This is a genomic window from Paraburkholderia sp. JHI869 (assembly GCF_038900775.1).
Classification (GTDB): domain Bacteria; phylum Pseudomonadota; class Gammaproteobacteria; order Burkholderiales; family Burkholderiaceae; genus Paraburkholderia.
Map to the genome: position 1 here is coordinate 50,483 of NZ_JAYMSC010000010.1, position 25,844 is coordinate 76,326.

A 25,844-nucleotide genomic window follows, 5' to 3' on the forward strand; every position below is an offset into this window, starting at 1 on the left:
CGCGCGGGCGGTTTTGAAGCACGCCAAAAATGCCAGGCGCTAGACGCGCTGCGTGCCCGCACGATTGGCCACAGACGAAGCGCCCGTCGCGCGCCCGAAACGCCGCGCGCCGGCTACGCAGGCGATCACCACGGCGGTCACCGCGATCATCGCGGGCGGCACGGATTCGTGCAGCAGCAGCGCCGCGAGCACGAAGCCGAAGAAGGGCTGCAGCAATTGCAACTGGCCCACGCCCGCAATGCCGCCGAGCGCGAGTCCGCGATACCAGAACACGAAGCCGATCAGCATGCTGAAGAGCGACACGTAAGCGAGCCCCCACCACGAGGCCGCGCCCACGGCGGCGAACGACGCGGGCCGCAGCCACCACGCGAGCGGCGCCATCACGGGCAGCGAGAGCACGAGCGCCCAGCAGATCACCTGCCAGCCGCCCAGGCGTCGCGAGAGCCGCGCGCCCTCCGCATAGCCGAGCCCGCACACGACGATCGCGCCGAGCATGAGCGCGTCGCCGAGCGGCGAGGCGTCGATGCCGTGGCGCAGCGCAAACGCCACCACGGCGGCGCTGCCGGCCGCGGAAAAGATCCAGAAGGCGGGCTGCGGACGCTCGCCCGCGCGCAGGACGCCGAACACGGCCGTGGCGAGCGGCAGCAGGCCGACGAACACGATGGCGTGCGCCGAACTCACGTGCTGGAGCGCGAGCGCGGTGAGGAGCGGAAAGCCCACCACCACGCCAAGCGCGACGATGATGAGCGGCCAGACTTCGGCGCGCGCGGGCCGCGCCGCGCGCAGCGAAAGAAGCAGCAGCACGGCGAGCGCGCCCGCGATAGTTGCGCGCGCGCCGGTGAGGAACACGGGGTCGAGGCCGAGCACGGCCAGGCGCGTGGCGGGCAGCGAGCCGCTGAAGATGAGGACGCCGGCGAGACCGCAGAGCCAGCCGTCGGTGGTGGAGTCGAGCGTTTTGCGCATGGGCTTCGGTGTGAAAAAAGCGCGTGAAAAAAACTTCGGACGAGAGACCGATGATGCGCGCCGCGCCAAGCAAAGGTAAGCTACAGATCAGTACAATCTGTTCAAACTGTATTGAACACGGAGCAGTACAGATGAAAGACAGAGCGAGAACGCAAGCCTTGCCCATGACGCGCGTCGAGCAGGTGATGCAGGCGCTGCGCGAGCGCATCGCCGCGCGCTCGCTGGCCGCGGGCGCGCGCGTGCCGTCCATCAGGGCGATGAGCGAGCAGCTAGGCGTGTCGAATTCGACGGTGGTGGAGGCCTACGAGCGTCTCGTCGCCGAAGGTGTACTGGTCGCGCGGCGCGGGGCGGGCTTTTTCGTGGCCGGGCACGCGCCGCCGCTCGCGCTTGCCGCGCTAGGCCCGCAGCTCGACCGCGAGATCGATCCGCTCTGGCTCACGCGCCAGTCATTGCAGACCGAGGCGGATGCGCTGCGCCCCGGCTGCGGCTGGCTGCCCGCCTCGTGGCTGCCGGAGGACGCGGTTCGGCGTGCGCTGCGCGCCATCGCCCGCGACCCGCGCGCGCCGCTCACCGATTACGCGACGCCGCTCGGCCTGCCCGCGCTGCGCCAGCAGCTCGCCTGGCGGCTCGGCCAGCACGGCGTGGAGGCCGCGCCCGAGCAGATCGTGCTGACCGACGGCGGCACCCAGGCGCTCGACCTGCTGTGCCGCTTTTTGCTGGAGCCGGGCGACACCGTGCTCGTGGACGACCCGTGCTACTTCAACTTCCAGGCGCTGCTGCGTGCGCACCGCGTGCGCGTGGTGGGCGTGCCGTACACGCCGACCGGCCCGGATCTCGCCGCGTTCGAGCGCGCGCTGGCCGAATCGCGCCCCCGTCTCTACGTGACGAACTCGGCGGTCCACAACCCCACCGGCGCGACGCTCGCGCCCGCCGTTGCGCATCGACTGCTGAAGCTTGCGGAGGAACACGACCTGCTGATCGTCGAGGACGACATCTTCGCCGACTTCGAGAACGAGCCCGCGCCGCGCCTTGCAGCCTTCGACGGGCTCGCGCGCGTGGTCACCATCGGCAGCTTCTCGAAGACGATGTCGGCGGCGGCGCGCTGCGGTTTCATCGCGGCGCGCGCCGACTGGATCGAGCCGCTCGTCGATCTCAAGCTCGCGGTCTCGTTCGGCAACGGGGAGATGGTGGCGGAACTCGTGCACCGCCTGCTCGTGGACGGCACGTATCGGCGGCACCTGGACGGCCTGCGCGCGAAACTTGCCGACGCCATGGGCGAAACGCTGCGCCGTCTTTCGGCGCTCGGCCTGAGCGCATGGACGCGTCCGCAAGCGGGACTCTTCGTGTGGGCGCAATTGCCGGACGGACTCGACGCGGCCCAGATCGCGCGCGAGGCGCTGGTGGAAGGCGTGGTGCTCGCGCCGGGCAACGTGTTCAGCGTGTCGCGCAGCGCGGGCGATTTTCTGCGTTTCAACGTTTCGCAGTGCAATCGTCCGAAGGTCTACGAAACGTTGCAGCGTGCGATGGAGCGGGTGGCGCAGCCGGTCTGAACCAGGCCATGGCCGCGCCACGCGGGGGCATCACGGCTCGTGGCGCAGATACCCTTCCTTGCCCGGGTCGCGCATGCGCCACGACACGATGAGCGCGACCGCGCAGATCGCCGTAACGTACCAGTAGAACGTGGTTTCGCTGCCGACCGACTTGAACCACAGCGCGACATATTCGGCCGAGCCGCCGAACAGCGCGTTGGCCACGGCGTACGAGAGGCCGACGCCCATCGCGCGCACTTCAGGCGGGAACATCTCGGCCTTGATGAGACCGCTGATCGACGTATAGAAACTCACGATGGCGAGCGCGACGATGATGAGCACGAACGCGGTCACCGGGCTCGACACGTCCTTGAGCGCGTGCATGATCGGCACCGTGCCGAGCACCGAAAGCGAGCCGAACAGGATCATCGACGTACGGCGGCCGATCTTGTCGGACAGCGCGCCGAACACCGGCTGCATCAGCATGTAGACGAAGAGCGCGCAGGTCATCACGCTGCTGGCGGTTTTCGCGTGCATGCCGGCCGTGTTCACGAGGTACTTCTGCATGTAGGTCGTGAACGTGTAGAAGATCAGCGAGCCGCCTGCGGTGAAGCCCACCACCGTGAAGAACGCGCCCTTGTGCTGCCACACGCCGCGAATCGTGCCTGCGTCGCGTTTGTGACGCGATTCGCTCGTCGAGGTTTCGTCGAGCGACTTGCGCAGGTAGAGCGAAATCAGCGCGGCGAACGCGCCGACCACGAACGGAATGCGCCAGCCCCAGGCCTTCAGCTCTTCCGTGGAAAGCGTCTGCTGCAGGATCACGAGCACGAGCAGCGCGCAAAGCTGGCCGCCAATCAGCGTGACGTACTGGAACGACGCGAAGAAGCCGCGACGGCCCTTGAGCGCAACCTCGCTCATGTAGGTCGCGCTCGTGCCGTACTCGCCGCCCACCGAAAGGCCCTGGAAGAGGCGCGCGAGCAGCAGCAGGAACGGAGCGAACGCGCCGATCTGCGCGTAGGTGGGCAGCATGGCGATCACGAGCGAGCCGCCGCACATCATGAGCACCGAGATCATCATCGCGGTGCGGCGGCCGTGGCGGTCGGCGATGCGGCCGAACAGCCAGCCGCCGATCGGGCGCATGAGGAAGCCCGCGGCGAACACGCCGGCGGTGTTGAGCAACTGCGTGGTGGTGTTGCCGCTCGGGAAGAACGCGGGCGCGAAGTACAGCGCGCAGAACGAATAAACGTAGAAGTCGAACCACTCGACGAGATTACCCGACGAGGCGCCGACGATGGCGAATACGCGTCGCCTCGTGTCTTGCGCGGATAGCGTGGTTTGGTCGGTCTGGACGTCCATGGGCGGGTCTTCTCCTGGTTGTGTGTTTTATGGCGAGCGGCCGTCATGCAGCCGTCGCGAGAGTTGGAACGCGCGCCGCCGGGTCCCGGCGCGCGATGCCCGCGATTTTAGCTAACTGTAATTAAATGTGTGGAAAATGTAATAACGATGCGAACGGGCCCCATTAGGCCGATCCAACGCCGGTTTTGGGCATAAAAAAGCCAGCGGGAACCCGCTGGCTGGAGGGGAAAGATGCGCGTCGAACGCGCTCAAATCAATGCTGCTTGCGCAGCGGCACATCGCGCAGCAGCAACGACAGCACGAACGAGAACACCACCACGATCGCAGCCGCGAGATAAACCGTGTGCAGCGCGCCGGCGAAGGCATCGAGATACTGCGCGTGGAGCACGGGCGGCAGATGGTGGATCACATCGGGCGTGAGCGGCTGCGGCAGTTGCACGTCGGCGGTGAGCACCTTTTCGAGCCGCGCGTTCAGCCCATGCGAGAACACCGCGCCGAACGCGGCTACGCCCACCGAGCCGCCAATCGAGCGGAACAGCGTTGCGCCCGAAGTGGCCACGCCCATGTGGCGAAACTCCACGGCGTTCTGCACGGCGAGAATCAGCACCTGCATCACCATGCCGAGTCCACAGCCGAGCAGGCCCATGTAGAGATACATGCGGTGAACCGGCGTGTCGATCTGCAGGCGCGCCAGCAATATCATCGCCACGGCCACGAGCGCCGTGCCTGCAATCGGGAAGATGCGGTACTTGCCGATCTTGCTGATGATGCGCCCCGTGATGATCGACATGACCAGCACGCCGCCCATCATCGGCAGCATCTGCATGCCGGCCTGCGAGGGCGTCGAGCCTTTCACGACCTGCAGGTAAAGCGGCAGGAACGTGACCGAGCCGAACAGCGACACGCCCACGATGAAGCCGATCAGGCTCGCCAGCACGAAGGTGCGCTGGCGAAAGAGTTCGAGCGGAATGATGGGCTCGGCCGCATGCTTTTCCTCGTGGATGAAGCCCGCGACGGCCACGACGCCGAGCAGCAGCGTGAGCCAGAGCGTGGGCGACGTCCACGGCAGGAGCGAGCCGCCTTCGCTCGTGAAGAGGATCAGGCAGGTGAGGGCGGCGGCGAGCCAGCCCGCGCCCATATAGTCGATCACGTGCTTCACGTGCGCGGCGCGCGGCTTGAACACCGCGCCGATCACCACGAGCGCGATCGCACCGAGCGGCAGGTTGATGTAGAAAATCCAGCGCCACGACAGATGCTCGACGAGAAAACCGCCGAGCAGCGGCCCGATCACGGTGGCGATGCCGAACACCCCACCGAACATGCCCTGATATTTGCCGCGCTCAGCGGGCGGGATGACGTCGCCGATGGCGGCCATCGTCACGACCATGAGGCCACCGCCGCCAATGCCTTGCAGGGCGCGCAGCACGATGAGCTGTTCCATGTTCTGCGCCACGCCGCACAGCGCCGAACCGATCAGGAAGATGACGATGGCGGCCTGCAAAACGATCTTGCGGCCGAACAGGTCGCCGAACTTGCCGTAGAGCGGCACGACGATCGTCGAAGTGAGCAGGTAGGCCGTGACGACCCACGAGAGCCGGTCGAGCCCGCCCAGCTCGCCGACGATGGTGGGCAGCGCCGTCGAGACAATGGTCTGGTCGAGCGCGGCCAGCAGCATGACGAGCAGGAGCGCCGGAAACAGCAGCCGGACAGGCGGATGGCCGCCGCTGTCGGCGACCGCCGGGCCCGACGCCATCGCCCCCGCCGTGGCGGGCACAGGGTGTTTCGTGCTGGGTTCCATCGTATCCATCTGTCTTGAAATTAATTAATTCGGAGGTTAATATTAGGACAATTGTTCCAGTTGGTCAAAATTCAATTCGTTACGAGATACAACGCCTATGAAAGCGCCTGAATCCTCCCTCGACAGTGCAGGCGGTGCGCCAGGCCGGCCCGCCGCGCGCCGGCCCGGGCGGCCGAGTGGCGGCGTGGGCGGGGCGGAGCAGCGTGCGCGTCTGATCGACGCCGCGCTCGCGCTGTTCGCGCGCCAGGGCATCCTCGACACATCGCTGGCGGCTATCGCCCGCGAGGCAGGCGTCACGCCCGCGATGGTCCACTACTACTTCAAGACGCGCGATCAACTGATCGACGTGCTGATCGAGGAGCGTTTCGTGCCGCTGCGAGAAGCGCTTGGCGACATCTTCGCGGAGCATCCCGACGATCCCGTCACCGCGCTCACCGCGCTGGCGCAGCGCTTCGTGGCGGTGGGGCAGCGTAATCCGTGGTTTCCGCCGCTGTGGGTGCGCGACGTCATCAGCGAGGGCGGCGTGCTGCGCCAGCGCATGCTCGAGCGCCTGGGCCGCGAGCACCAGGAAAAGGCCCACACGGCAATTGCACGCTGGCAGCGCGAGGGCCGGCTCAACGCGGCGCTGGAGCCTTCGCTGCTGTTCCAGTCGCTGATGGGCCTCACGCTGCTGCCGCTCGCCACCAGCCAGATGTGGCGCGGCGACGCGGCGCAACCTCATGTCGATATCGAGACGATCGCGCGCCATGCGGTCGCGCTCATCACGCAGGGCGTGGGACCGGCGCGCATCGCCGCAAGCGCCGATACGGGCATTGATACGGATTAAGCGCCGCGGCGCGCCGTGGTACGCTCCGTGACCTTTGCGGCACGGCCCGTGCGCAGTGCCGCGCGAATGTTTCCCGGTCGAGGTCCGGTCTGCCTTCTTCTTCTGCTGCTTCTTCGCGCGCTTCAGCCGCGTCTTCCCGTCAAGCGCCCGCCATCGTCTGGTTTCGCGACGATCTCCGGCTCGCCGATCAGCCCGCGCTCGCGCAGGCCGCGGCGAGCGGCTTTCCGCTGATCTGCGTCTGGATACACGATCCGCAAGCCTCGGGCGAACGCCCTGAGGGCGGTGCGGCGCGCTGGTGGCGTCATGAGACGCTGCGCGCGCTCGAAGCGGCGTTGGCTGCTCGCGGCGGCCGCCTGCTTCTCTTGCAGGGCGACGAAGCGGCAATGCTCGACGCCCTCGTCACGGAGACCGGCGCGCAAGCCGTGTACTGGAATCGCCGGTACGGCGCGGTGCAACGCGAGGTGGATCGCGCCCTCAAAAGCTCGCTGCGCGAGCGCGGTGTGACTGTCGAGAGCTTCAACGGTCAGCTCCTCAACGAGCCGTGGACGGTGCTCAATCAGTCCGGAGAACCGTTCCGGGTTTTCAGCGCCTACTGGCGCGCTTGCCTGCGCATGGGCGATCCGCCGCCGCCGCAAGGCGAACCGGAACGGTTGATTTTTCAATCGCTGCCAGCACGTCTTACCCAACGCGCATCGAAACTGGACGCGCTCGGCCTGGCTCCTCGCGCGCCCGACTGGTCGGGCGGCTTGCGCGCAGCCTGGCCAGCGGGTGAGGAAGCCGCGCTGGAACGCTTGCGCGCGTTCCTCGCCACCGACCTCGACGCCTACGCCGGCGAGCGCGACGAACCCGGCGACGCCGCCACGAGCCGCCTCTCCCCGTATCTCGCTGTCGGCGCCATTTCGCCGCGCCAGATCTGGGCGGCGCTCAAGGCGGCGCAGCACGCGCACGGCCGCGGGTCGGCTCGCCGCGCGACCAGTGCGGAAAAGTTCGGGAGCGAGCTGGGCTGGCGGGAGTTCTGCCACTACCAGCGCTTTCACTACGCCGATCTGGCGACGCGCAATCTGCGTCCCGCTTTCGACGCCATGCCGTGGCGCAAGGACGCCGCTGGACTGCGCGCATGGCAGCGCGGGCTGACCGGCTATCCGCTCGTCGATGCCGGCATGCGCGAGCTTTGGCACACGGGCTGGATGCACAACCGCGTGCGCATGGTCGTGGCGTCGTTCCTGAGCAAGCATCTGCTGATCGACTGGCGCGCGGGCGAGTCCTGGTTCTGGGACACGCTCATCGATGCCGACCCGGCCAGCAACCCGGCCAACTGGCAGTGGGTGGCCGGCTCGGGCGTGGACGCCGCACCGTATTTCCGCATCTTCAATCCGGTGCTGCAGGGCCAGAAGTTCGACCCGCGCGGCGCCTACGTGCGGCACTGGGTGCCGGAGCTGGCGGGCCTGCCCGATGCGCTCGTGCACCAGCCGTGGAAGGCCGGCGCGCAGCAACTCGAAGCGGCGGGCGTGAGCCTTGGCAAGAATTATCCAGAACCTGTCGTCGAGCATGAACTGGCGCGCCAGCGTGCACTCGAAGCCTATGCGCAAACCGGCAAGGCCAAGGGCCTTGCCGCTTCGCAACCAGACGCGAAACAGCGTGTAAAACAGGGCGGCAAGGCGTGAACGCGGCCGTCATCGGGCTGTCTTGTGATGCAGCTATCGTGCGCGGCGCGGATGGGCGCGCTTGCAGCACGCTGCAACAGGACGGCATTAAGATTGCTCTATCAGGACGGCACCGCGCAACCGTGCGCCCAGCATCACACCGGGCTCGCAGCCTCGCGGCACTCGGCCTGACAGACAGAAAGGCATGTAAGCAAACACAATGAACGCAGTACACAAGCTCGACCGGACGACCATCGTCCTCGTCGAAGACGACCCGCACAGCCGGGCGTCACTGACTTCGCTGCTCGAGGCGGAGGGTGCAAACGTCGTGGCCGTGGAAGACGCCGAAACGGGCGTCGAAGCGGCCCTGAGCCTGCACCCCGACGCCGTGGTCTGCGATCTCGACCTGCCGGCCATGGACGGCTTCTACCTGATCCAACGTCTGCGCGACTACGAAATTCGCGGCGATCACGCACCGACCGTCGCGGTCGCGCTCACGGGCCATACCGACGAAAGCTGGCGATTGCGCAGCATCGGCGAAGGCTTCCAGCACTTCATGACCAAGCCGGCGCGGCCGGACGAACTCGTGACGCTGCTGAGCGACGCGATCGACGACGCGCGCCAGTCGCTGTGACGCAGCGCGCGTAGCGAGGCGGGAAACGTGCGGGTGCTGAGGGGCTGAGCGCCGCGACAGGCGGCGCGGTTGCGCCGTTGCCTGCGATTACCCGCACTGAACGGCGGGCAAGACGCTTAGCTAAGGGACGAGGACGGCGCGGCGGCTTCGCTTGCTGCCACGGCGCCGGGTTGTGCAGTTTGTGCAGCCTGGGCAGTCTGGCACTGCGCACACAGACCCTTGAGTTCGATGCCATCGCCCGCAAGCCGGTATCCCGCGGCCTCGATTTGCGCGACGAGCGCCTGGCGCAGCTTCGGCTCGTGCAATTCGGTGACGTTGCCGCACTGCTGGCACACCACGAGAATGCCGTGCTGGCACTGCGTGAGGTCGTGACACACGGCGAACGCGTTGATCGACTCGATGCGATGAATGAGCCCCGCCGACAGCAGGAAGTCGAGCGCCCGGTAGACCGTGGGTGGCGCCGAACCCGGGTGGATCTGGCGCATTTCGTCGAGCAGCGAATACGCTTTGGTCGCGCGTCCCGAGGCGAGCAGCAACTCCAGCACCTTGCGGCGGATCGGCGTGAGCTTTTCGCCGCGTTCGCGGCAATAGGCCTCGGCCATCGCGAGCGCGGACTCGAGCGAAGCGCCCTGGGCGCCGTCGTGCGAGTGTGCGTGGCCGTGATCGTGTGCGTGGTCGTGCGCCTCGGTGTGGCTATGCAGGGCCGAGGCGTCCGGTGACGGTTTTGCTGTCTTCATGCCTGCGATTATACGGGGCGCGCCGCCGGCCCGCCCGCGCCGCCGTGGAGCGGCCGCTCAGGTGAGTTTCAGGTGAGCGGCAGATCGATGTACTTGCGAAACCCCTGGCGCTGCGCGATGCGCTGATACCAGCGCTCGAGATTCGGCAGCGGCTCGCGCTCCACGCCTTCGAGCCCGAACCAGCGCCGCGCGAACGCGCCAAGCACGATGTCCGCGAGCGAGAAGCGCTCGTTTTCCAGGAAGAAGCGGCCTTGCAGATGGTGGTCGAGCAGCCTCCAGAGCGGGGTCAGCTGATCGAGATCGGCGGCGATCTTCGCGGTGTCGCGCTTTTCGGGCGGTGTGCGCACGAGCGCGAGAAACACCGGGCGCTCGGCGGGCGCGAGCGTGCCCATCGACCAGTCGAGCCAGCGCTCGATCGAGGCGCGCACCTTCGGGTCGGTCGGGTAGAGCAGGCTCGAGGGACCGTACTCCATCGCCAGATACCGCAGGATCGCGTTCGACTCCCACAACACGAACGTGCCGTCGGTGATCGTCGGGACCTTGCCGTTCGGATTCATGGCGAGGTAGGAGGGCTCGTTGAGATGGCCGAATGAGCCGCCCGCGTCGATACGCTGGAACGGCAGCACGAGTTCATCGCAACACCACAGGACTTTCTGGACATTCACCGAATTGGCGCGTCCCCAGATCGTGATCATCTGGCGCGTACTCCTTGCAAGGGGAAAAAGGGTCAAGCCTGGCGTTGGCCGCCACGATACACGATTCTCGCGCGGTTTTTTGTGCGGGCAGGCATTTCGTAGAATAGGCGCTGCGCGGCGCCGGGAGTTCCGCCGCCGCGCCCCATTCGTGCAGATTTGTGCGGCACCGCTCTCTCGATTCCGTGCGGCGCCGCACCGCCTCGACTCCCAACCCACGCCCGAGACCCGCCCATGGCCCGTATTGTCCCCGACGACTGGCAGCATCTCGAAGCCACCGGCGCCGCCGCGCGCGAGCGCGAAACGCTCGCCGCGCTCGCCCGCGGATTGCCGAACGGCTACACCGTCTATCACGGTGTGCACTGGACGCGCCTTTCCGAAGGCTTTTCGGTGTTCGGCGAGGCCGATTTCGTGATCGTGAGCCCGGCCGGGCGCGTGATGATCGTCGAGCAGAAAACGGGCTTTCTGCGCGAAACGCCGGGCGGGCTCGTCAAGGCGTACATGCAAACCGAGCGCAACGTGGCGATCGCGCTGGCGCGCACGGTCGAAGGGCTGCACCGGCGCTTCACCGCAACGTTCGGCGCGGGCACCTATGTGCTCGAAGAACTGTTCTACTGCCCCGACCACGTGGTGCGCGACCCGGCCATCGCGGGCGTGAACCCGGCGCGCATCGTCGACGCCACGCGCAAGACGCAGCTCGCCGCCATCGTGCTCGAAGCCATGCCCGCCGACGAGCCGCGCCTGCCGTGCGCCGCGAAGATCCACCACTTTCTCTCCGACGAACTGTCGCTCACGCCCGACACCAGCGCGCTGGTCGGCGCGGCGGGCACGCTCGTCACGCGGCTCGCGGGCGGTCTTGCAACGTGGGCGCGGCGGCTCGAATTCGCGCCGTTCCGGCTGCGCGTGATCGGCACGGCGGGTTCGGGCAAGACGCAACTGGCCGTGCAGGTCATGAAGGACGCGGCGGCGCGCGGCGCGCGCACGCTCTACGTGTGCTTCAACCGGCCGCTCGCGGATCACATCGCGCAGTTCGCGCCGCCCGAGGCGAAGGTCGCGACCTATCACCAGCTATGCGACTGGGTCGCGCGTGACGGCGGCCACGTGCCCGACTTCGAGCGCCCCGGGGCGTTCGAGGATCTCGTCCGGCGCTTCGGCGAGATGCCGATTGCCGAGCGCTGGCAGTTCGACGTGCTGATCGTCGACGAAGGGCAGGATTTCCACGAGCCGTGGGTCGGCGCGCTCGAGCGTCTGCTGCGGCCAGGCGCCGCGTGGTGGTGGCTCGAAGATCCGCTGCAGAACCTGTATGTGCGCGAGCCGCTCGCGCTGGCAGGCTGGACCGTGCTGCGCGAGAACACGAATTACCGCAGCCCGCGCGACATACTGGCGTTCCTGCGCGAGGTGGCCGGGCCGACCGTGCCTGCCATCGCGCAGCTTGCGGCGGGCAGTCCGTTCGACGGCTCAGAAGTGAGTGTGGCGAGCTGGGACGAGCATGAAACCGAACCCGGCGCCGAGCCCGGCGTGGTTCTGGCGACCAAGCGCGCCATCACGCAGGCGCTTTCGCTCGGTTTTCGCAAACAGGACATCGTCGTGCTGTCGTATCGCGGGCGCGAGCATTCGCTGTTCACGACGCTCGATCAGCTCGGCCCGCACCGGCTGCGCAGCTTCACGGGCCAATACGACCTGTTCGGCAATCCGCAGTACCGCGAGGGCGACGTGCTGCTCGATTCGATCTACCGCTTCAAGGGGCAGTCGGCGCCGTGCGTGATCCTGACCGAGGTCGATTTCGAGGCGTTCGACGAGCGCGCCGCGCGCAAGCTCTTCGTCGGCGCGACGCGTGCGGCCATGAAGCTCATCGTGGTGGCGTCGCCGCGCGCCGCCCGGTTCATCGAAGCGCAGCGCGGCGGCGTCTGAGGGCTTTCCCGCTCAGCTCCAGGCCGAGGCGCCGATCAGCGTGCCCGTGCGCGCCTGGGCGTTCCACCAGATCACGCGCAACAGCGGCGCGCTCTGGGCGATCAGGATGGCCTGGACCGGATCGCTCTCGATGAAGTGCGTCACGCCGCTGCGAATGGCCGCCGCGGCCTTGTGCGCCGCCACGGCCGCGGCGGTGTCGTCGTGCTCGTCCGGCGTGCGCATGATGAGTTCGAGGTGCCCGAAGCCGTGGCGTTCGAGCCACGCGAGCGTGCGCTCGCGGTCGATCTCGGGACGCCCCGTAATGATCGCGCGCGTGCGTTTCAGGTCGATGCCGGGCAGGCGCTCGAACGGCACTAGCTCATCGCGCTCGGCGAGCGCGGCGACGAGGTCTTCGTCGTAGCGCGCAACTGGAATGTCGGGGAGCAGGACGCCGTCGAGATCGATGGCGTAGACGGCGTATTCGTGGTCGTCGGCCATGCGCGCGCCTTCGCCTTCGCCCTCGCGGATCCAGTCGGCGCGATAGCGGTCGGTGTAGGCCTGGCGCTCCCACGGGAAGAGCGCGAAATAGCCGCTGGCGTCGATCGAGTAATCGGGGCGCAAACGGCTGAGGTCGTCATAGGCGCCGGTGAGCGTGCGCACGACGAGCCCGTGCTCGCTCAGAAACGCGATGCAGTCCACGAGCGTATGGCCGCGCCCCGCGATGTCCTCGCAGAGCAGCACTTTCGAGCCCGGCTCGGGAAGCGGCAGCGTGGAGTCCCAGCGCACTTCGCGCGTTGCGCGGTCATAGCGCAGGAACGCCACGCCCGCGCCCGTTGCGTGCGAAACCATCAATGCGAGCGGCGCGCCGCCGCGCAAAATGCCGACCACGAGGTCGAATTCCTCCGCGATCAGTAGCGGTTGCAGCGACTCGACCCAGTGATCGAGCTGTTCGTAGGTGAGCGGAACGACAGGTTTATCCATGGGGTGAAATGGGTGACGAAGCACGTGGCGGCCAAATGCGCGGCAAATGCGCAACACACGTTTCCGATAGCTGTGTACGAGAAAAAGACGGCTATTGTCAGCACAATGTTTGACGATATTATGCCTATGCTCACCAGCGCCTGCTGGCATGGCGGGCGCCGGTAGCGGGAAAGCGCTGGAGAGAGTGCAAAAAGCAGCTGGAAAACGCGGCGCAGCGCCGCGCAAAGACACACGACAACGACGCGAATCATCGCGCGAAAGGGCTCGGGCAAGATGTGGCATTGGATGGGATGGCCAGGCTGGCGGCGCTGGGCCGCCGTGGCGGGGTTCGCGCTCGCGGGCGCGATGCCTCAATTTGCACATGCGGGTCCTGCGGGTTCGCTCTCGCTCGACGTGGACGGCGAGGTGCGCGTGACCAACAACGCGGCCCATACGGCGTATCACTTTAGCGAGGCGCAACTGCTCGCGCTGCCCGCGCATTCGATCACGACGGCCACAACCTGGACGCCGCGCTCGACCTTCACGGGCCCGCTGCTCTCGGACGTGCTCAAGGCCGTGGGCGCTTACGGCAGCCAGATCGAGATCCACACGCTCGACGACTACACCTGCGTCGTGCCCGTGGCCGACGCCGCGCGCTATGGCGTGGTGATCGCCTACGAGATGAACGGCCAGCGCCTGAAAGTGAGCAATTTCGGCCCGTTATTCCTGATCTATCCACGCGACCAGCATCCGCTTGAGCTCGACGGCGCGGCCGGCGACTCGAAGTTCGCGTGGCAGATCAAGTCGATGACGATCAAGCGGTGAGTAGCGGTTGATGCAACGTCCCTTGCGACGCCTGCTGCAGGCGATCATCTGGATGGCGGCGCTTGCGCCGCCCGTGGTGGCGGTCGGCTATCTGCTTTACGCGAACCTGCTCAATCCGCAGGTCGTGCAGCGCATCACGGGCAACTACGACGGCCTGTACTGGGACGCCGCGCAGCTCCAGATCGCCTATGCGCGCTTCGAGAGCCAGTTGCTGATGTTCGCGGACGGCATCGACCGCGATCTCGACAAGGTGCGGCTGCGCTACGAGGTGCTCCAGTCGAAGCTCAACGTGATGAAGGGCTCGACGCTTTCGCTCGATTCGACGCCGGGCCTCAAGCGCCACCAGGACGCCGATCTCGCCATACTGGCTGCGACGATCTCGCCATTCGAGGCCGAAATCGCCACGCTCGCGGACAACCCCGAACGCGCCGTGCCGATGCTCATGGCGCTCGACCTGCACTGGACCCAGGTGACCGACCTTGCGCTGAACCGGCGTTTCGCCGACGTGACCGAGCGCGAGGCGATCCGGCACGACTTCATCGCCAAGCGGCGCGAGCTGTTTGCGTCGGGGCTCGTGCTGCTCGTGCTTTCGGCGGCGGCGGGCGTGCTGCTCGTGATGAACGGCTACCGGCGCACGCGCCTGTTGCACCAGCAGCACGCGGCGCTCGAAGCAGAGCACCAGGCGAGCCGCGCCGCGCGCGAGGCGAGCATGGCGAAGGACGCGTTCCTCGGCATGATCAGCCACGAACTGCGCACGCCGCTGCACGCCATCGTCTCGTCGATCGAACTGCTCGGCTTCAACTCGCATTCGGAAGCCGACCGCAAGGTGATCCTTCGCCTCGAAACCGCGGCGCGCCAGCTCGAAGCGCAGATGAAGGATCTCACCGACTACGCGCGTCTTGGCGCGGGCAAGCTCGAATTGCGTCAGGAAGAGTTCGAGCCGCGCGACCTGCTGCAGTCGATCGTCGACGAGAACGAGCAGGCGGCGCGCTCGCGCGGGCTCGTGTTCGAGCACGCTTGGGTGGGACCGCAGCGGCGCGTGGTGGCCGACCCGCATCGTATCCGCCAGATCGCGGGCAACCTCGTTACGAACGCGATCCGCTATACGGAGCGCGGCAAGGTGCGGCTCGAATTCTGGCTGCAGGCGCCCGCGCGGGTCGCGCGGCCGGTGACAGGCGACGAAAGCGGCCCTCGGGCGGCTGGCGGCGACACGCTCGTGATCGTCGTCGGCGACACGGGGCCGGGCGTGGCGGCGGACCAGATTCCGCTCATCTTCAAGGAGTTCACGCAGCTCGACACGTCGCGCTCGCGGCGCTACGAAGGCGCGGGGATGGGACTCGCGATCGTGCGGGGCCTCGTCGAATTGTTCGGCGGCACGATCGAGACGCAAAGCCGCGTGGGCAAAGGCACGACGTTCACCGTGCGCATTCCGGTCACACCGGTCGAGCCGCCGGCGCCTGCGGCGGTGACCGAAGCGGCGCTGCCCGCGCGGGCGTTGCCGCAGGTGCTCGTCGTGGACGACAACCCGCTCGTGCGCGATTCGCTATGCGAGATGGTCGCGCACATGGGCTACCGTGCGCTCGCGGCCGGCGACGCGGACAGTGCGCTTGCGCTGCTGGCACGCGAGACGTGCGACGTGGTGCTGCTCGATTTGCACATGCCGGGGCGCGACGGGTACGACTTCGTGGCGGGGCTCGAGACGGCGCAGGACGTGCTTGTGCAGCCGCGTGTGATCGCGGTGAGCGCCGATGTGGCGGGGCTGGCGGCGATTCCCGCGGACTCGCCGGGCGGCGAGGGTACGCCGTTCTTTGACCGGCTCACGAAGCCGGTGCATTACGAAGTGCTGCGGGTGGCGTTGCAGCGGGCGTTGAGTGTGCCGCGGGCGGCGGCTTGACTGTGGCTCCTGGCGCTTTGGCCTTTCCTTGATTTCACAGGGGCAACGCTGGCAGACCGACGCGAAATCAAGAAAAGGCCAAAGCGCCAGGAGCCACAACAAAAACCACCCAGCGCCGAGCAGGCCTCACCCGCGATTAAGCCGCTTAGAAAGATCGGCAACAAGAATCGCCATGCGCGCCGGCTTCTCGTAACACGCCACGTTGTAATGCCGCACGACCTGGCTGATCTCCGACTCGCTGGCCTTGCCGGTCAGCAGCTCGCCGGTGAGCACGAAGATGGGCGCATCGGGGTTCTCGGACGCGCGCACGCTGCGAATCGCCTCGGCGGCAGTCTGGCTGCCGAACAGCCAATCGATCACCACGCCATCGAACACGTTGTTTTCGAGCGCTTCGTTGAATGCCGCGAGGCCATACAGCGCGAGCGCCGTGTAGCCGCTGTGCTCCAGGTAGTCGCGCAGGTTGTCGGCGGACGACTGGTCGTCGTCCACCACGGCGATGAGCGGCTTGTCGGACTCCGCGCGGCGCGGGTAGATCTCGATCTTGTGGACCTCGCGCGCGTTCTGGTAGAGCGCGCCGTCCGGGCGCACGACGCGCCACTGGCCGTGCTTCTCGTAGGCGACGAAGTCGGGGCGGCTGCCCGCCTCGACCGGTGCGCCGATCCACGCGGTGCACGGCAGCTCGGCGGCGCTCACACAGAGCGTCGCCTCCTGAGCGCTCGCCCCGACCATGCCGGGATCGAGCAACTGCGCGCCAAACAACTGGCCCGCGGGTTCGCCGAACGCTTCGGCCACTTTCTTGATTTGCGCGAGCGTCCACGGGCTGTTGCCGCGCAGCTTGCGGTGCCCTTGTGAAAAGCTCAGGTCAAGAATCCGGCACAGCTCGGTCGTTTGCTGACGTTTGCCGATGCCGTGACGGCTCATCAGCTCGCGTACGCGCTCCGCCACCGAGGCCGAGTCGGTTGTGTATGCAACGTTCGACATACTGCTCAAAAGGGGGGATTCGTGGATTCAGTTTCTGATTAATCGTGTCCTGGCGCCTTGGCGTCGAGAAGCCGATATGACCGGACCTCGCGCGGTGTGCGTTCGGGAGCACGATATTCTAAACGCATAAAATACCAAGCGCTGGCGCTATTTTAGCTAAACGTAATGCGGCGCCGAATAACGAGAATGTAAGCGTATATTCGGCTTCATTTACGCGCGCCTTACGGCATTCACGGCATTGCGGGGACGGCGCCTGCCTGCGAATATGCACGATTTTGAACGCCGGGCGCTCGAGCGCGGCGGATCAACCTTACTGTGGCGAGGGGTATCGTTTGGACGACGTGAGCAACGGCGGGACATGGCGCCATCGAGGCGTGCCGTATTACAGCCAGTGGGGCAGCGCCGACTGGGTGGCGCCCATCGTCGAGCGTGGCGCCGACCCGTGCGAGGACCCGCACTGGCGCGCGAGCGGCTTCACCGAAGCCGAAGCATATCGCTTCTGGGCCAAGCGCCTGTGCGGCCTGACCTGCCTCGAATCGGCGCTCGACTATTGGGGCGTCGCGCATGCGCCGCGTGCGCAGTTGCTCGATGAGGCGTTGCGGCACGGTGTTTATCGCGTGCGCGAAGATGGCGGCGTGGACGGGCTGATCTACCGCCCGTTCGCCGCCTGGGTGGAAGCCGCGTTCGGCGTGCGCGTGGAAGTGATGACCGACGAGGACATCGAGGCGAGCGCCGCGCGCATCGCCGCCGACACGCTCGCGATCGTTTCCGTGAGCCCCGAGATCCGCTACCCGGAGCGGGTCAATCCCGGCCAGGGCGGCCACCTGATCCTGCTGCACGGACGCGGCGACGGTGGCGTCTGGTTCCACAATCCGTCGGGCATCGCGCCGTATCAGGCGGACGTCTGGCTGCCCTACGAGACGGTCGCGCGCTTTCACGCGCGGCGGGGCATGACGCTCACCCGGCCGCGCTGAAAGCGCGCCTCACCTCAGGCGGGCGCCGGCTGCAGCCCGCCCAATAACTGCCGCACGCGCGAGAGATCGCGGTTGACCGCACCCGCGTCTTCGAACAGCTCCGCGAGCCAGTCGACGAACGCGCGCACGCGCGGCGACACCTGGCGCGACTTCACGAACGCCACCGATACCGGCGTGGGCAGCGGTTTCCACTGCGGCAGCACCTCGCGCAACGCGCCGCTGTCCAGGTACGGCTGCGCCGCGAGCAGCGGCGGCTGGATCAGGCCGTAGCCCTGCAGGCCGCAGGTGAGGTAGGCGAACTCGTCGGAGACGTGCACGAAGCCGTCCACCTTCACCTTGGTCGGGCTGCCGTCCACCTCGAAGTCGAACTCGAACGGGCGGCCCGTGAGCGGCGAGAGGAAGTTGACGACCGGGTGCTGCGCGAGATCGTCGAGCGCTTGCGGCGCGCCGTGCCGCTCGAGGTACGCGGGGCTTGCGCAGGTCACGTGCTCCAGCACGCCGAGGCGCCGCGCCGCGAGTCCCGAGTCGGGCAGCTCGCCCAACTGGATGCTGCAATCCACGCCTTCGCCGACGAGATCGACGTTGCGCAGGCTCACGCCGATCACGAGGTCGATTTGCGGATAGCGCGCGTGGAAGTCGTCGAGCGCGGGCAGTACGATCGCGTTCGCGATCAGGCCCGGCATCTCCACGCGCAACCGGCCGCCGATCGCGCCGGGCGACTGGCGCACGCTCGCTTCGGCATCGTCGATGTCGGCGAGGATCTGCGAGGCGCGCTCGTAGTACGCGGCGCCTTCGGGCGTGAGCGAAAGGCGCCGCGTGGTGCGCACGAGCAATTGCGTGCCGAGCAGCGATTCGAGGTTTTGCATCAGCGTGGTGGCGCTGGCGCGCGGCATATCGAGCGATTGCGCGGCTTTGGTGAAACTATTGGTGTCAACGATACGCACGAACGTGCGCATCGCCTGGATGCGGTCGATCACGGGCGAGCTCCTAACGATGGGCTTGAGGCTTGAACGAAATCCGCGCTGCTGCAGGAAACAGGTGAGCCGCGTAGCGACGAAGGCGCTTCGCGGTGCCGGCGTCTCGCGGAAAGCGACGCTCAGCGGTTAAACATCGATGACGATTGGGCGGCGTCGAATGTGACGCCGGCTCCTACGGGAAAACCGCGGGAGGCCAAAAAGGAAGGCCTCGAAGGGGAAGGGCTGGCGGGCCATCCGGAATGGATGGCCCGGCGGGGCAGGGTGTTACGTCTGAATGCGCGGCGCTGGTTGCCCGCGCTGCGTGCGCGGGGCTTCGGTGTTACTTGCGCAGCGAATCGAGGTCGATCACGAAGCGGTACTTCACATCGCTCTTGAGCATGCGCTCATAGGCGTTGTTGATGTCCTGCATCTTGATCATTTCGATATCCGACGTAATCCCATGCTTGCCGCAGAAGTCCAGCATTTCCTGGGTTTCTGCAATACCGCCGATCAGCGAGCCCGCCAGACGGCGGCGCTTCATGATCAGGTTGAACACTTGCGGCGACGGGTGATCGTGCTCGGGCGCGCCCACCAGCGTCATCGTGCCGTCACGGCGCAGCAGCTCGATGAACGGGTTGAGGTCGTGCGGCGCGGCCACCGTGTTCACGATCAGGTCGAAGCTGTTGGCGTGCGCCTTCATCTGCTCCGGGTCCTTCGAGATCACGACTTCGTCCGCGCCGAGGCGCTTGCCGTCTTCGATCTTCGAGGGCGACGTGGTGAACAGCACCACATGCGCGCCCATGGCATGCGCGAGCTTCACGCCCATATGGCCGAGGCCGCCGAGACCGACGATGCCGACCTTCTTGCCGGGGCCCGCGCCCCACGTGCGCAGCGGCGAATACGTGGTGATGCCCGCGCACAGCAGCGGCGCGACGGCGGCCAGTTCGAGGTTCTCCGGCACGCGCAGCACGAAGGCTTCGTCCACCACGAGCTGCGTGGAGTAGCCGCCGTAGGTGATGTCGCCGCTTACGCGGTCGGCGCCGTTATAGGTGCCGACCCAGCCGTTCTCGCAATACTGTTCGAGGCCTTCGGCGCAGCTCGGGCAGGTGCGGCACGAGTCGACGAGACAGCCCACGCCGACGAGTTCGCCGACCTTGTACTTCGTCACGCCCGTGCCGGTTTCGGCCACGCGGCCGACGATCTCGTGGCCCGGCACGACCGGATAAATCGTGTTGCGCCATTCGTCGCGTGCCTGGTGCAGGTCGGAGTGGCACACGCCGCAGAACAGCACGTCGATACGGACGTCGAGTTCGCGCAGGTCGCGGCGCTGGAATTCGAACGGGGCGAGCGGCGAGGCGGCGTCGCGGGCGGCGTATCCGTAGGTTGGGTACATAGGGTGTAGCTCCTCTAGTGCGTGGGTGTTGCGGCAGGGTTCCCATCGTAAGGATCGGGGCCCACCCAGGGAATACCTGAAGCTATCGAAGACTTGCCTGATTCTCCTGGCGCGCAGCACATCCGCAGGTTCGGTGATAGATTGGCAAGCCTGTTTCTCTGCCTGACTTCATCTTTTGGGGCACAACCGATATGGGCTACGTCAAAACCCTCGCGGCGGCGGCCATCGCGCCGGCGGCCGCCACGCAGGCGCGCACGGTCGACCTGCTCATGCAACTCACGCAGCGCGACGGCGTGCACGACACGCCGGTCGAAGGCGTGCGGCTCTATCGCGGGAGCGAAAGCCATCCACGCCGGCCGGTCATGTACGAACCGAGCATCTTCATCGTCTGCCAGGGCCGCAAGCGCGGCTTTCTCGGCGACCAGGTCTTCATCTACGACGCCCAGCAATATCTGGTCCTCTCGGTGCCGATGCCGTTCGAATGCGAGACCGAGGCGAGCCCCGAGAAGCCGATTCTGGCCATCTCGATCCGCGTCGATCTCACGACCGTCGCCGAGCTGCTCATGGCGCTCGACGACCCGCGCCGCCCCGTGTCCGAACCCTCGGGCATCTACGCCACGCCGCTCGACGCCACGCTCTCGAACGCCGTGCTGCGCCTGCTCGAAGCGCTCGCACAGTCGCACGAGGCGCGCATTCTCGGGCCGTCGATCGTGCGCGAGATCTGCTACCGCGTGCTCATGGGCGAGCAGGGCGACGCGATTCGCGCAGCGCTCACGCATCAGCATCATTTCGGGCGCATCGCGAAGGCGCTGCGGCGCATTCACACGGACTACCGCGGCGACCTCGACGTCGAAACGCTCGCCTCCGAAGCGGGCATGAGCCTTGCCGTCTTCCATGCGCACTTCAAGGCCGTCACGTCGACTTCGCCCATGCAGTACGTGAAGACCACGCGCCTGCATCATGCGCGACTTTTGATCACCCACGACGGCCTGACCGTGAGCGCGGCGGCCACGCGCGTGGGCTATGAAAGCGCCTCGCAGTTCAGCCGCGAATTCAAGCGCCTGTTCGGCATGAGCCCTGCAGACCAGATGCGCGCCGCGCGCGACGCCGCTGCCGCGCCGCGCGTGGAGGTGTTGCCGCCGCGCTATGTGACGGCCGTGTGAAGTCCGCGCGCGGGCGCTGCGGTATTCGATTCGCACATCGAAACAATCACGCAAGGATTACACGACGATGAAGCCATGCCTGTTGGTCCTGATTCTGCTTGCCGATGAAGACCTCGCCGCGTTCGGCGAACAATTCGATGTGATTTACGCGCCCGACGCTGCTGCGCGCGCCAATGCCGTCGCAGAGCGCGGCAAGGACGTGCGCGTGGTGCTCACCAACGGCACGACGGGCCTCACCGCCGGCGAAATCGACCGCATGCCCGCGCTTGAACTGGCGGGCGCGCTTGGCGCGGGCTTTGAGAACATCGCGCTCGACCACGCACGCGAGCGCGGCATCGCGCTGTGCAACGGCGCGGGCGTCAACGCCGACTGCGTGGCCGACCACGCGCTCGCGCTGCTGCTCGCGGCCGTGCGCGCGGTGCCGCAGTTCGACGCGGCGTGCCGCACCGGCGTCTGGCGCGACGCGCTGCCCATGCGCCCGACGGTCACGGGGCGGCGGCTCGGCATCGTCGGCTACGGGCATATCGGCGAGAAGGTCGCGCGGCGCGCGGCGGGCTTCGGCATGGAGCTCGGCTATCACAATCGCAAGCCGCGCGAAGGCGCTGCGGCGCGCTTCTTCGAGAGCGTGATGGCGCTCGCGCAATGGAGCGACTTTCTCGTGATCGCGACGCCGGGCGGCGCGCAAACGAAGCATCTGATCGACCGCGACGTGATCGACGCGCTGGGCCCGCAGGGCTTTCTCGTCAACGTTTCGCGCGGCAGCGTGGTCGATACGGCCGCGCTTGCCCTCGCGCTGAAGGCAGGCGCGCTGGGCGGCGCGGGGCTCGACGTCTATGAGGGCGAGCCGCAGCCGCCCGCTGCGCTCATCGGGCTCGACAACATCGTGCTCACGCCGCACGTGGCCGGCACGTCGCCCGACGTGCGCACCGCCACGGTGCGCCACTTTGCCGAGAACGCGGCGCGGCACTTCGCGGGCGAGGCGCTGCTCACGCCGCTTTGAGCGTGGTTCCTGCGCCTGCATGCCCCGCCGTATGTATGCCACCGCGCGCGGACGCAGGCAGCGCATGACGTATCATTCCTTTTGTGCGAGCCAGAATCGCTGTTCGAGCGGCCGCTAATGACCATAACGGCCATGAAACTGGCGTGACACCCCGCTCATTTTGTCCATCTGGGCCGTGACGCCAGGGCGGTGATATCGAAGGCTCCAAGATGAAAACGCTGATCGGCGCGCTGCAGGTGCACGCGGCCCACGTGGTGAACCGCTTCTACGAGGAGCTGGGCCGCCTGCCCAAATCCCGCCGCATCCTCGAAATGCTTTCGGGTGAGGAACTCGCGCACCTGAAGGCGCGCCAACTCCAGAATCTCCTTGCCCTCGCCGATCTCGGCCTGACCGCGCGCGCCCACGAGGAAATGGCGCAGCGCATTGGCCGCATTCACGCCATTGTCGGGCTCGACAAGGAAGAACTCGTGCGCAGCCGCGGCATTCTTCAGGAACTGATCTACGCGGACGTTGGCCGCACCGTGAGCACGCAGCAGCTTTCGCTTTACGCGCGCCGCCTGACCTCCGACCTCGCGTGGCAACTCAAGGCGTATCAGGCCGTGCAGGACTCGCAGCAGGAGGCGCTGTTGCGCATCACGCGTCTCGTGTGGGAAGCGGGCAGCTACACGAATTTCATCGATCAGGTGATCGCCGCGCTGGCCGCGCATGGCGAAGTGAGCGCCTGCACCATCGGTCGTCCCGACGAAGCGGGCATCTTTCACTTCGAGGCCGGCGCGGGCGGCAAGACGGAGGGCGGCATGCTCAACGTGCTCGCCGCGCACGACCAGGAAATCAGCGTGCGCGCCGATCATCCGCAAGGGCAGGGCGCCATTGGGCGCGCGTGGCGCAGCGGCAAGCCCGAGCGCGTGGTCAACTACCAGACCGATCCGCTCGTCGCGGCGTGGCGCGATCTCGCGGCGCGCGAAGGTGTGCGCTCTTCGGTGGCGATTCCGCTCGCCGCGCCCGGCCAGCCGCCGCTCGCCGTGCTGAGTTTGTATAGCGCGTTTCCGGGCGGCTTCGTCGGGCCCGACCAGGTGGCCTTCGTCGATTTGCTGCAAACGCTGCTCGGCTGTGCCGCGATGCGCATTCCCGCCAACGACGGCCTGAGCGCCGCGGTGCCGGTGAGCGTGCGCCAGCATTGGGCGGCGCTCGTGCGCACCGGCGCGCTGGAAATGCACTACCAGCCGCTGCTCAGCCTGGCGACGGGCAAGGCGACCAAGGTCGAAGCGCTGGCGCGCCTGCACGACGGCGAGCGCCTGCTCGTGCCCGACGAGTTTCTCTCGGCGCTCTCCTCCGACGATCTGCTCGCGCTCTTCGCGCGCGGCATCGACCAGGCGCTCGCCGACCGCGAACGCTGGTACGCCGAAGGCCGCGACCTCGATGTCTCGATCAACCTGCCGCCGGCGGCGCTCAACGACATCCGCTATTTCGAAAGCACCCGCACCGCGCTGGCCGCGCACCGTTGCCCGGCGGCGCGGCTCACGCTCGAAGTTCTGGAAAACGAATCACTTTCGCTGAGCCAGGGGCAGCGCGCCATTCTCGCGAAGTTCCGTGAGCTAGGCGTGCTGCTCGCGCAGGACGATCTCGGTGCGGGACATAGCGGCCTTACGCGTCTGCGTGAATTGCCGTTCGACTGGATCAAGCTCGACCGCGAGATGGTGAAGGTGAGCGGCGGCGACGCGCTCAATACGCTGCGCGTGATCTACCAGTTGACGCGCCTCGGCCATTCGCTCGGCAGGCTCGTGCTTGCCGAAGGCGTCGACACGCTCGACCTCCTGCGCGCGCTCGCCATTCTCGGCGTGGACGGCGCGCAGGGCTACGTCATTGCCAAGCCGATGGAAGGTGCGCGTCTCATCGAGTGGCTCGACACGACGCCGGCTTTCGCCGCGACTTCTGAGGGCGGCGCAGGAACGGAAAGCGTGCTTGCGCGGCTCGCCCGCTTTGTGATCTGGGAAGAGCGCATGCTCTTGATCGCGGCCGTGCCCGAAGCGGCGCAAGACCTGCTGCGTGCCTTGACGAGCGAAGCAGGCGAGGGCGGCAAGGCGCCGCTCGCGATGTCGCTGGCGGGCTTCGGCGACATACTGCCTGCGGGCGCGCAACGCGATGCGTTGCATCGGCAGGTGGTCGGCGCGCTGCTGACTGAAGGCCCGAACAGCGAAGCGTGGCGCGTTGCGCTGAACGGGCTGATCGAGGCGATCGCAGCGACCGTTTAGGCGATCGCATCAATCCTGCAACGCGAGCGCCACATCGCTTTGCGTGGCCGACGTCTGCTTGCGCTGCAGCACCGCGATACACACGAGCGAAACGGCCGCAAGCCCGCTGTAGAACAGCGCCAGCGGCCACCACTGACCCGGATAGTCATGCGCGAGCAGCGTGCCGACGAGCGGCGTGAGACCGCCCGCGAGCGCCGCGCAACATTGATAGGAGATCGAAATAGCCGAGTAGCGCACGCGCACCGGGAACGCATTCGTCATGAAACCCGCCATCACCGCGTACGAGCTGCACATGCACATCACGGCAATTGCAATGCCAACCACGATCGCGACCGGCCGCCCCGTGGAGACGAGCACGAACATCGGGTAAGGCGAAATCATGGCCAGCGCGGCGGCCAGTACGAGGAAGCGCCCGGCGCCCACGCGTTGCGCGAACCAGCCGGAAAAGAGCTGCGTAAAGAGCTGGATGAACGCGACGACGAACAGACAGTCGAGAATCAACCCGCGGTCGAGCCCGAGCGTTTGCGTCGTGTAATTCAGCATGAAGGTGTTGACGAACCACGCTCCCGCCACGCCGATCACATTCGCGCCGAGGCAGAGCAGCACGACGCGCCAAGAGTCGCGCAGCACTTCGACAATCGGCATCGAAGCAGTTCGACGCTGCGTCTTGATCGCCTCGAATTCCGGCGATTCGCCCACGCCCGATCGAATCAGCAGGCCCACCACGAGCAGCACGGCGCTCGCGATGAACGGCAAACGCCAGCCCCAGGAAAAGAGCGCGTCATGGTCGAGATGCGCGACGCTGCGAAACGCCAGCAACGCGAGAATCAGCCCGGCAGGACTGCCGAGTTGCGCAAATGAAGCGAGAAACGTGCGCTTTTCCTTGGGCGCATGCTCGCCCGCCATGAGCACCGCGCCGCCCCATTCGCCGCCAATCGCAATGCCCTGCGCCACGCGCAGCAGCACGAGCAGCGCCGGGGCGAGCGCGCCGGCGCTCGCATAGGTCGGCAAGAAGCCGATGCCCACGGTGCCGACGCCCATGATCGAGAGCGTGGCGACGAGCGCCTTCTTGCGGCCGATGCGGTCGCCCAGATGCCCGAATACGAGCCCGCCGAAGGGCCGCGCGAAAAAGCCCACCGCAAAGGTGCCGAACGAGGCGAGCGTGCTGTAGAACGGCTCGTGGGAGGGGAAGAACAGCTTGCCGAAGATGAGCGCCGAAGCGGTAGCGTAAATATAAAAGTCGTACCACTCGATGGTGGTGCCGACGAAGGCGGCGAGCGAGGCGCGGGCGGGCTGGCGCGCAGGGGTGTTGCCGGTGCGGGTCATGCATGTCTCCTTGATCGGGTTGAGCCGGCTTCGGCCGGTCTGTATTCCGTTG

General features: G+C 67.1%; 21 protein-coding genes. 11 read left to right on the forward strand and 10 right to left on the reverse strand.

Going from position 1 to position 25,844, the window contains the following annotated elements; genetic code table 11:
- Positions 1–39 precede the first annotated feature (39 nt).
- Positions 40–963 carry a DMT family transporter gene (locus VSR72_RS18370; RefSeq protein WP_342953776.1) on the reverse strand — a complete coding sequence of 308 codons (924 nt, stop codon included), beginning with the start codon at positions 961–963 and terminating at the stop codon, positions 40–42.
- Positions 964–1,094: 131 nt separating this feature from the next.
- Between VSR72_RS18370 and VSR72_RS18375 the strand changes: the two genes are divergently transcribed.
- Positions 1,095–2,513: a PLP-dependent aminotransferase family protein gene (locus VSR72_RS18375; protein WP_342953777.1), complete on the forward strand. Its 1,419-nt coding sequence runs from the start codon at positions 1,095–1,097 to the stop codon at positions 2,511–2,513.
- Positions 2,514–2,543: 30 nt separating this feature from the next.
- Here the strand turns inward: VSR72_RS18375 and VSR72_RS18380 are convergent, their stop codons facing one another.
- A complete protein-coding gene (locus VSR72_RS18380) occupies positions 2,544–3,848 on the reverse strand; it encodes an MFS family transporter (RefSeq protein ID WP_342953778.1) in 1,305 nt (434 codons plus the stop codon).
- Positions 3,849–4,101: 253 nt separating this feature from the next.
- The gene (locus VSR72_RS18385) at positions 4,102–5,601 is read right to left on the reverse strand and encodes an MDR family MFS transporter (protein ID WP_342953961.1); all 1,500 of its coding nucleotides are present in this window, start codon (positions 5,599–5,601) and stop codon (positions 4,102–4,104) included.
- 142 nt (positions 5,602–5,743) lie between these two features.
- Here VSR72_RS18385 and VSR72_RS18390 point away from each other — a divergent pair, with 142 nt between their 5' ends.
- From VSR72_RS18390 to VSR72_RS18400, 3 genes are all read left to right on the forward strand, one after another.
- A complete protein-coding gene (locus VSR72_RS18390; protein ID WP_342953779.1) occupies positions 5,744–6,472 on the forward strand; it encodes a TetR/AcrR family transcriptional regulator in 729 nt (242 codons plus the stop codon).
- An 89-nt stretch (positions 6,473–6,561) separates the two neighbouring features.
- Positions 6,562–8,136: a deoxyribodipyrimidine photo-lyase gene (locus tag VSR72_RS18395; protein ID WP_342953962.1), complete on the forward strand. Its 1,575-nt coding sequence runs from the start codon at positions 6,562–6,564 to the stop codon at positions 8,134–8,136.
- A 199-nt stretch (positions 8,137–8,335) separates the two neighbouring features.
- Entirely contained in the window at positions 8,336–8,749 is a 414-nt protein-coding gene (locus VSR72_RS18400; protein ID WP_342953780.1) for a response regulator, read from the forward strand.
- 116 nt (positions 8,750–8,865) lie between these two features.
- Here VSR72_RS18400 and VSR72_RS18405 read toward each other — a convergent pair whose 3' ends face one another.
- Together VSR72_RS18405 and VSR72_RS18410 are read right to left on the reverse strand one after the other, a co-directional pair.
- Positions 8,866–9,486: a Fur family transcriptional regulator gene (locus VSR72_RS18405; protein ID WP_342953781.1), complete on the reverse strand. Its 621-nt coding sequence runs from the start codon at positions 9,484–9,486 to the stop codon at positions 8,866–8,868.
- 68 nt (positions 9,487–9,554) lie between these two features.
- The gene (locus VSR72_RS18410; protein ID WP_342953782.1) at positions 9,555–10,181 is read right to left on the reverse strand and encodes a glutathione S-transferase; all 627 of its coding nucleotides are present in this window, start codon (positions 10,179–10,181) and stop codon (positions 9,555–9,557) included.
- Positions 10,182–10,412: 231 nt separating this feature from the next.
- Here VSR72_RS18410 and VSR72_RS18415 point away from each other — a divergent pair, with 231 nt between their 5' ends.
- A complete protein-coding gene (locus VSR72_RS18415; protein ID WP_342953783.1) occupies positions 10,413–12,089 on the forward strand; it encodes an ATP-dependent helicase in 1,677 nt (558 codons plus the stop codon).
- A 12-nt stretch (positions 12,090–12,101) separates the two neighbouring features.
- On the opposite strand, the gene VSR72_RS18420 is transcribed toward VSR72_RS18415, so the two are convergent.
- A complete protein-coding gene (locus VSR72_RS18420) occupies positions 12,102–13,049 on the reverse strand; it encodes a phosphoribosyltransferase (RefSeq protein ID WP_342953784.1) in 948 nt (315 codons plus the stop codon).
- 345 nt (positions 13,050–13,394) lie between these two features.
- Between VSR72_RS18420 and VSR72_RS18425 the strand changes: the two genes are divergently transcribed.
- Positions 13,395–13,853: a molybdopterin-dependent oxidoreductase gene (locus VSR72_RS18425; RefSeq protein WP_342953963.1), complete on the forward strand. Its 459-nt coding sequence runs from the start codon at positions 13,395–13,397 to the stop codon at positions 13,851–13,853.
- Positions 13,854–13,863: 10 nt separating this feature from the next.
- Positions 13,864–15,747: an ATP-binding protein gene (locus VSR72_RS18430; protein WP_342953785.1), complete on the forward strand. Its 1,884-nt coding sequence runs from the start codon at positions 13,864–13,866 to the stop codon at positions 15,745–15,747.
- A 126-nt stretch (positions 15,748–15,873) separates the two neighbouring features.
- Here VSR72_RS18430 and VSR72_RS18435 read toward each other — a convergent pair whose 3' ends face one another.
- Entirely contained in the window at positions 15,874–16,728 is an 855-nt protein-coding gene (locus tag VSR72_RS18435) for a helix-turn-helix domain-containing protein (RefSeq protein ID WP_342953786.1), read from the reverse strand.
- 332 nt (positions 16,729–17,060) lie between these two features.
- On the opposite strand from VSR72_RS18435, the gene VSR72_RS18440 reads away from it, so the two are divergent.
- Complete coding sequence (locus VSR72_RS18440) at positions 17,061–17,702, forward strand: C39 family peptidase (protein WP_342953787.1); 642 nt, start codon at positions 17,061–17,063, stop codon at positions 17,700–17,702.
- 14 nt (positions 17,703–17,716) lie between these two features.
- On the opposite strand, the gene VSR72_RS18445 is transcribed toward VSR72_RS18440, so the two are convergent.
- Both VSR72_RS18445 and VSR72_RS18450 read right to left on the reverse strand, forming a co-directional pair.
- Positions 17,717–18,679, reverse strand: coding sequence for a LysR family transcriptional regulator (locus VSR72_RS18445; protein WP_342953788.1), 963 nt, complete (start codon positions 18,677–18,679; stop codon positions 17,717–17,719).
- A gap of 319 nt (positions 18,680–18,998) precedes the next feature.
- Positions 18,999–20,051 (reverse strand): NAD(P)-dependent alcohol dehydrogenase, encoded by a 1,053-nt coding sequence (locus tag VSR72_RS18450; RefSeq protein ID WP_342953789.1) that lies wholly within the window; start codon positions 20,049–20,051, stop codon positions 18,999–19,001.
- A 191-nt stretch (positions 20,052–20,242) separates the two neighbouring features.
- On the opposite strand from VSR72_RS18450, the gene VSR72_RS18455 reads away from it, so the two are divergent.
- From VSR72_RS18455 to VSR72_RS18465, 3 genes are all read left to right on the forward strand, one after another.
- Entirely contained in the window at positions 20,243–21,214 is a 972-nt protein-coding gene (locus tag VSR72_RS18455) for an AraC family transcriptional regulator (protein ID WP_342953790.1), read from the forward strand.
- 67 nt (positions 21,215–21,281) lie between these two features.
- Entirely contained in the window at positions 21,282–22,214 is a 933-nt protein-coding gene (locus VSR72_RS18460) for an NAD(P)-dependent oxidoreductase (protein ID WP_342953791.1), read from the forward strand.
- A gap of 209 nt (positions 22,215–22,423) precedes the next feature.
- Positions 22,424–24,466: an EAL domain-containing protein gene (locus tag VSR72_RS18465; RefSeq protein ID WP_342953792.1), complete on the forward strand. Its 2,043-nt coding sequence runs from the start codon at positions 22,424–22,426 to the stop codon at positions 24,464–24,466.
- A 9-nt stretch (positions 24,467–24,475) separates the two neighbouring features.
- On the opposite strand, the gene VSR72_RS18470 is transcribed toward VSR72_RS18465, so the two are convergent.
- Positions 24,476–25,792: an MFS transporter gene (locus VSR72_RS18470; RefSeq protein ID WP_342953793.1), complete on the reverse strand. Its 1,317-nt coding sequence runs from the start codon at positions 25,790–25,792 to the stop codon at positions 24,476–24,478.
- Positions 25,793–25,844 lie beyond the last annotated feature (52 nt).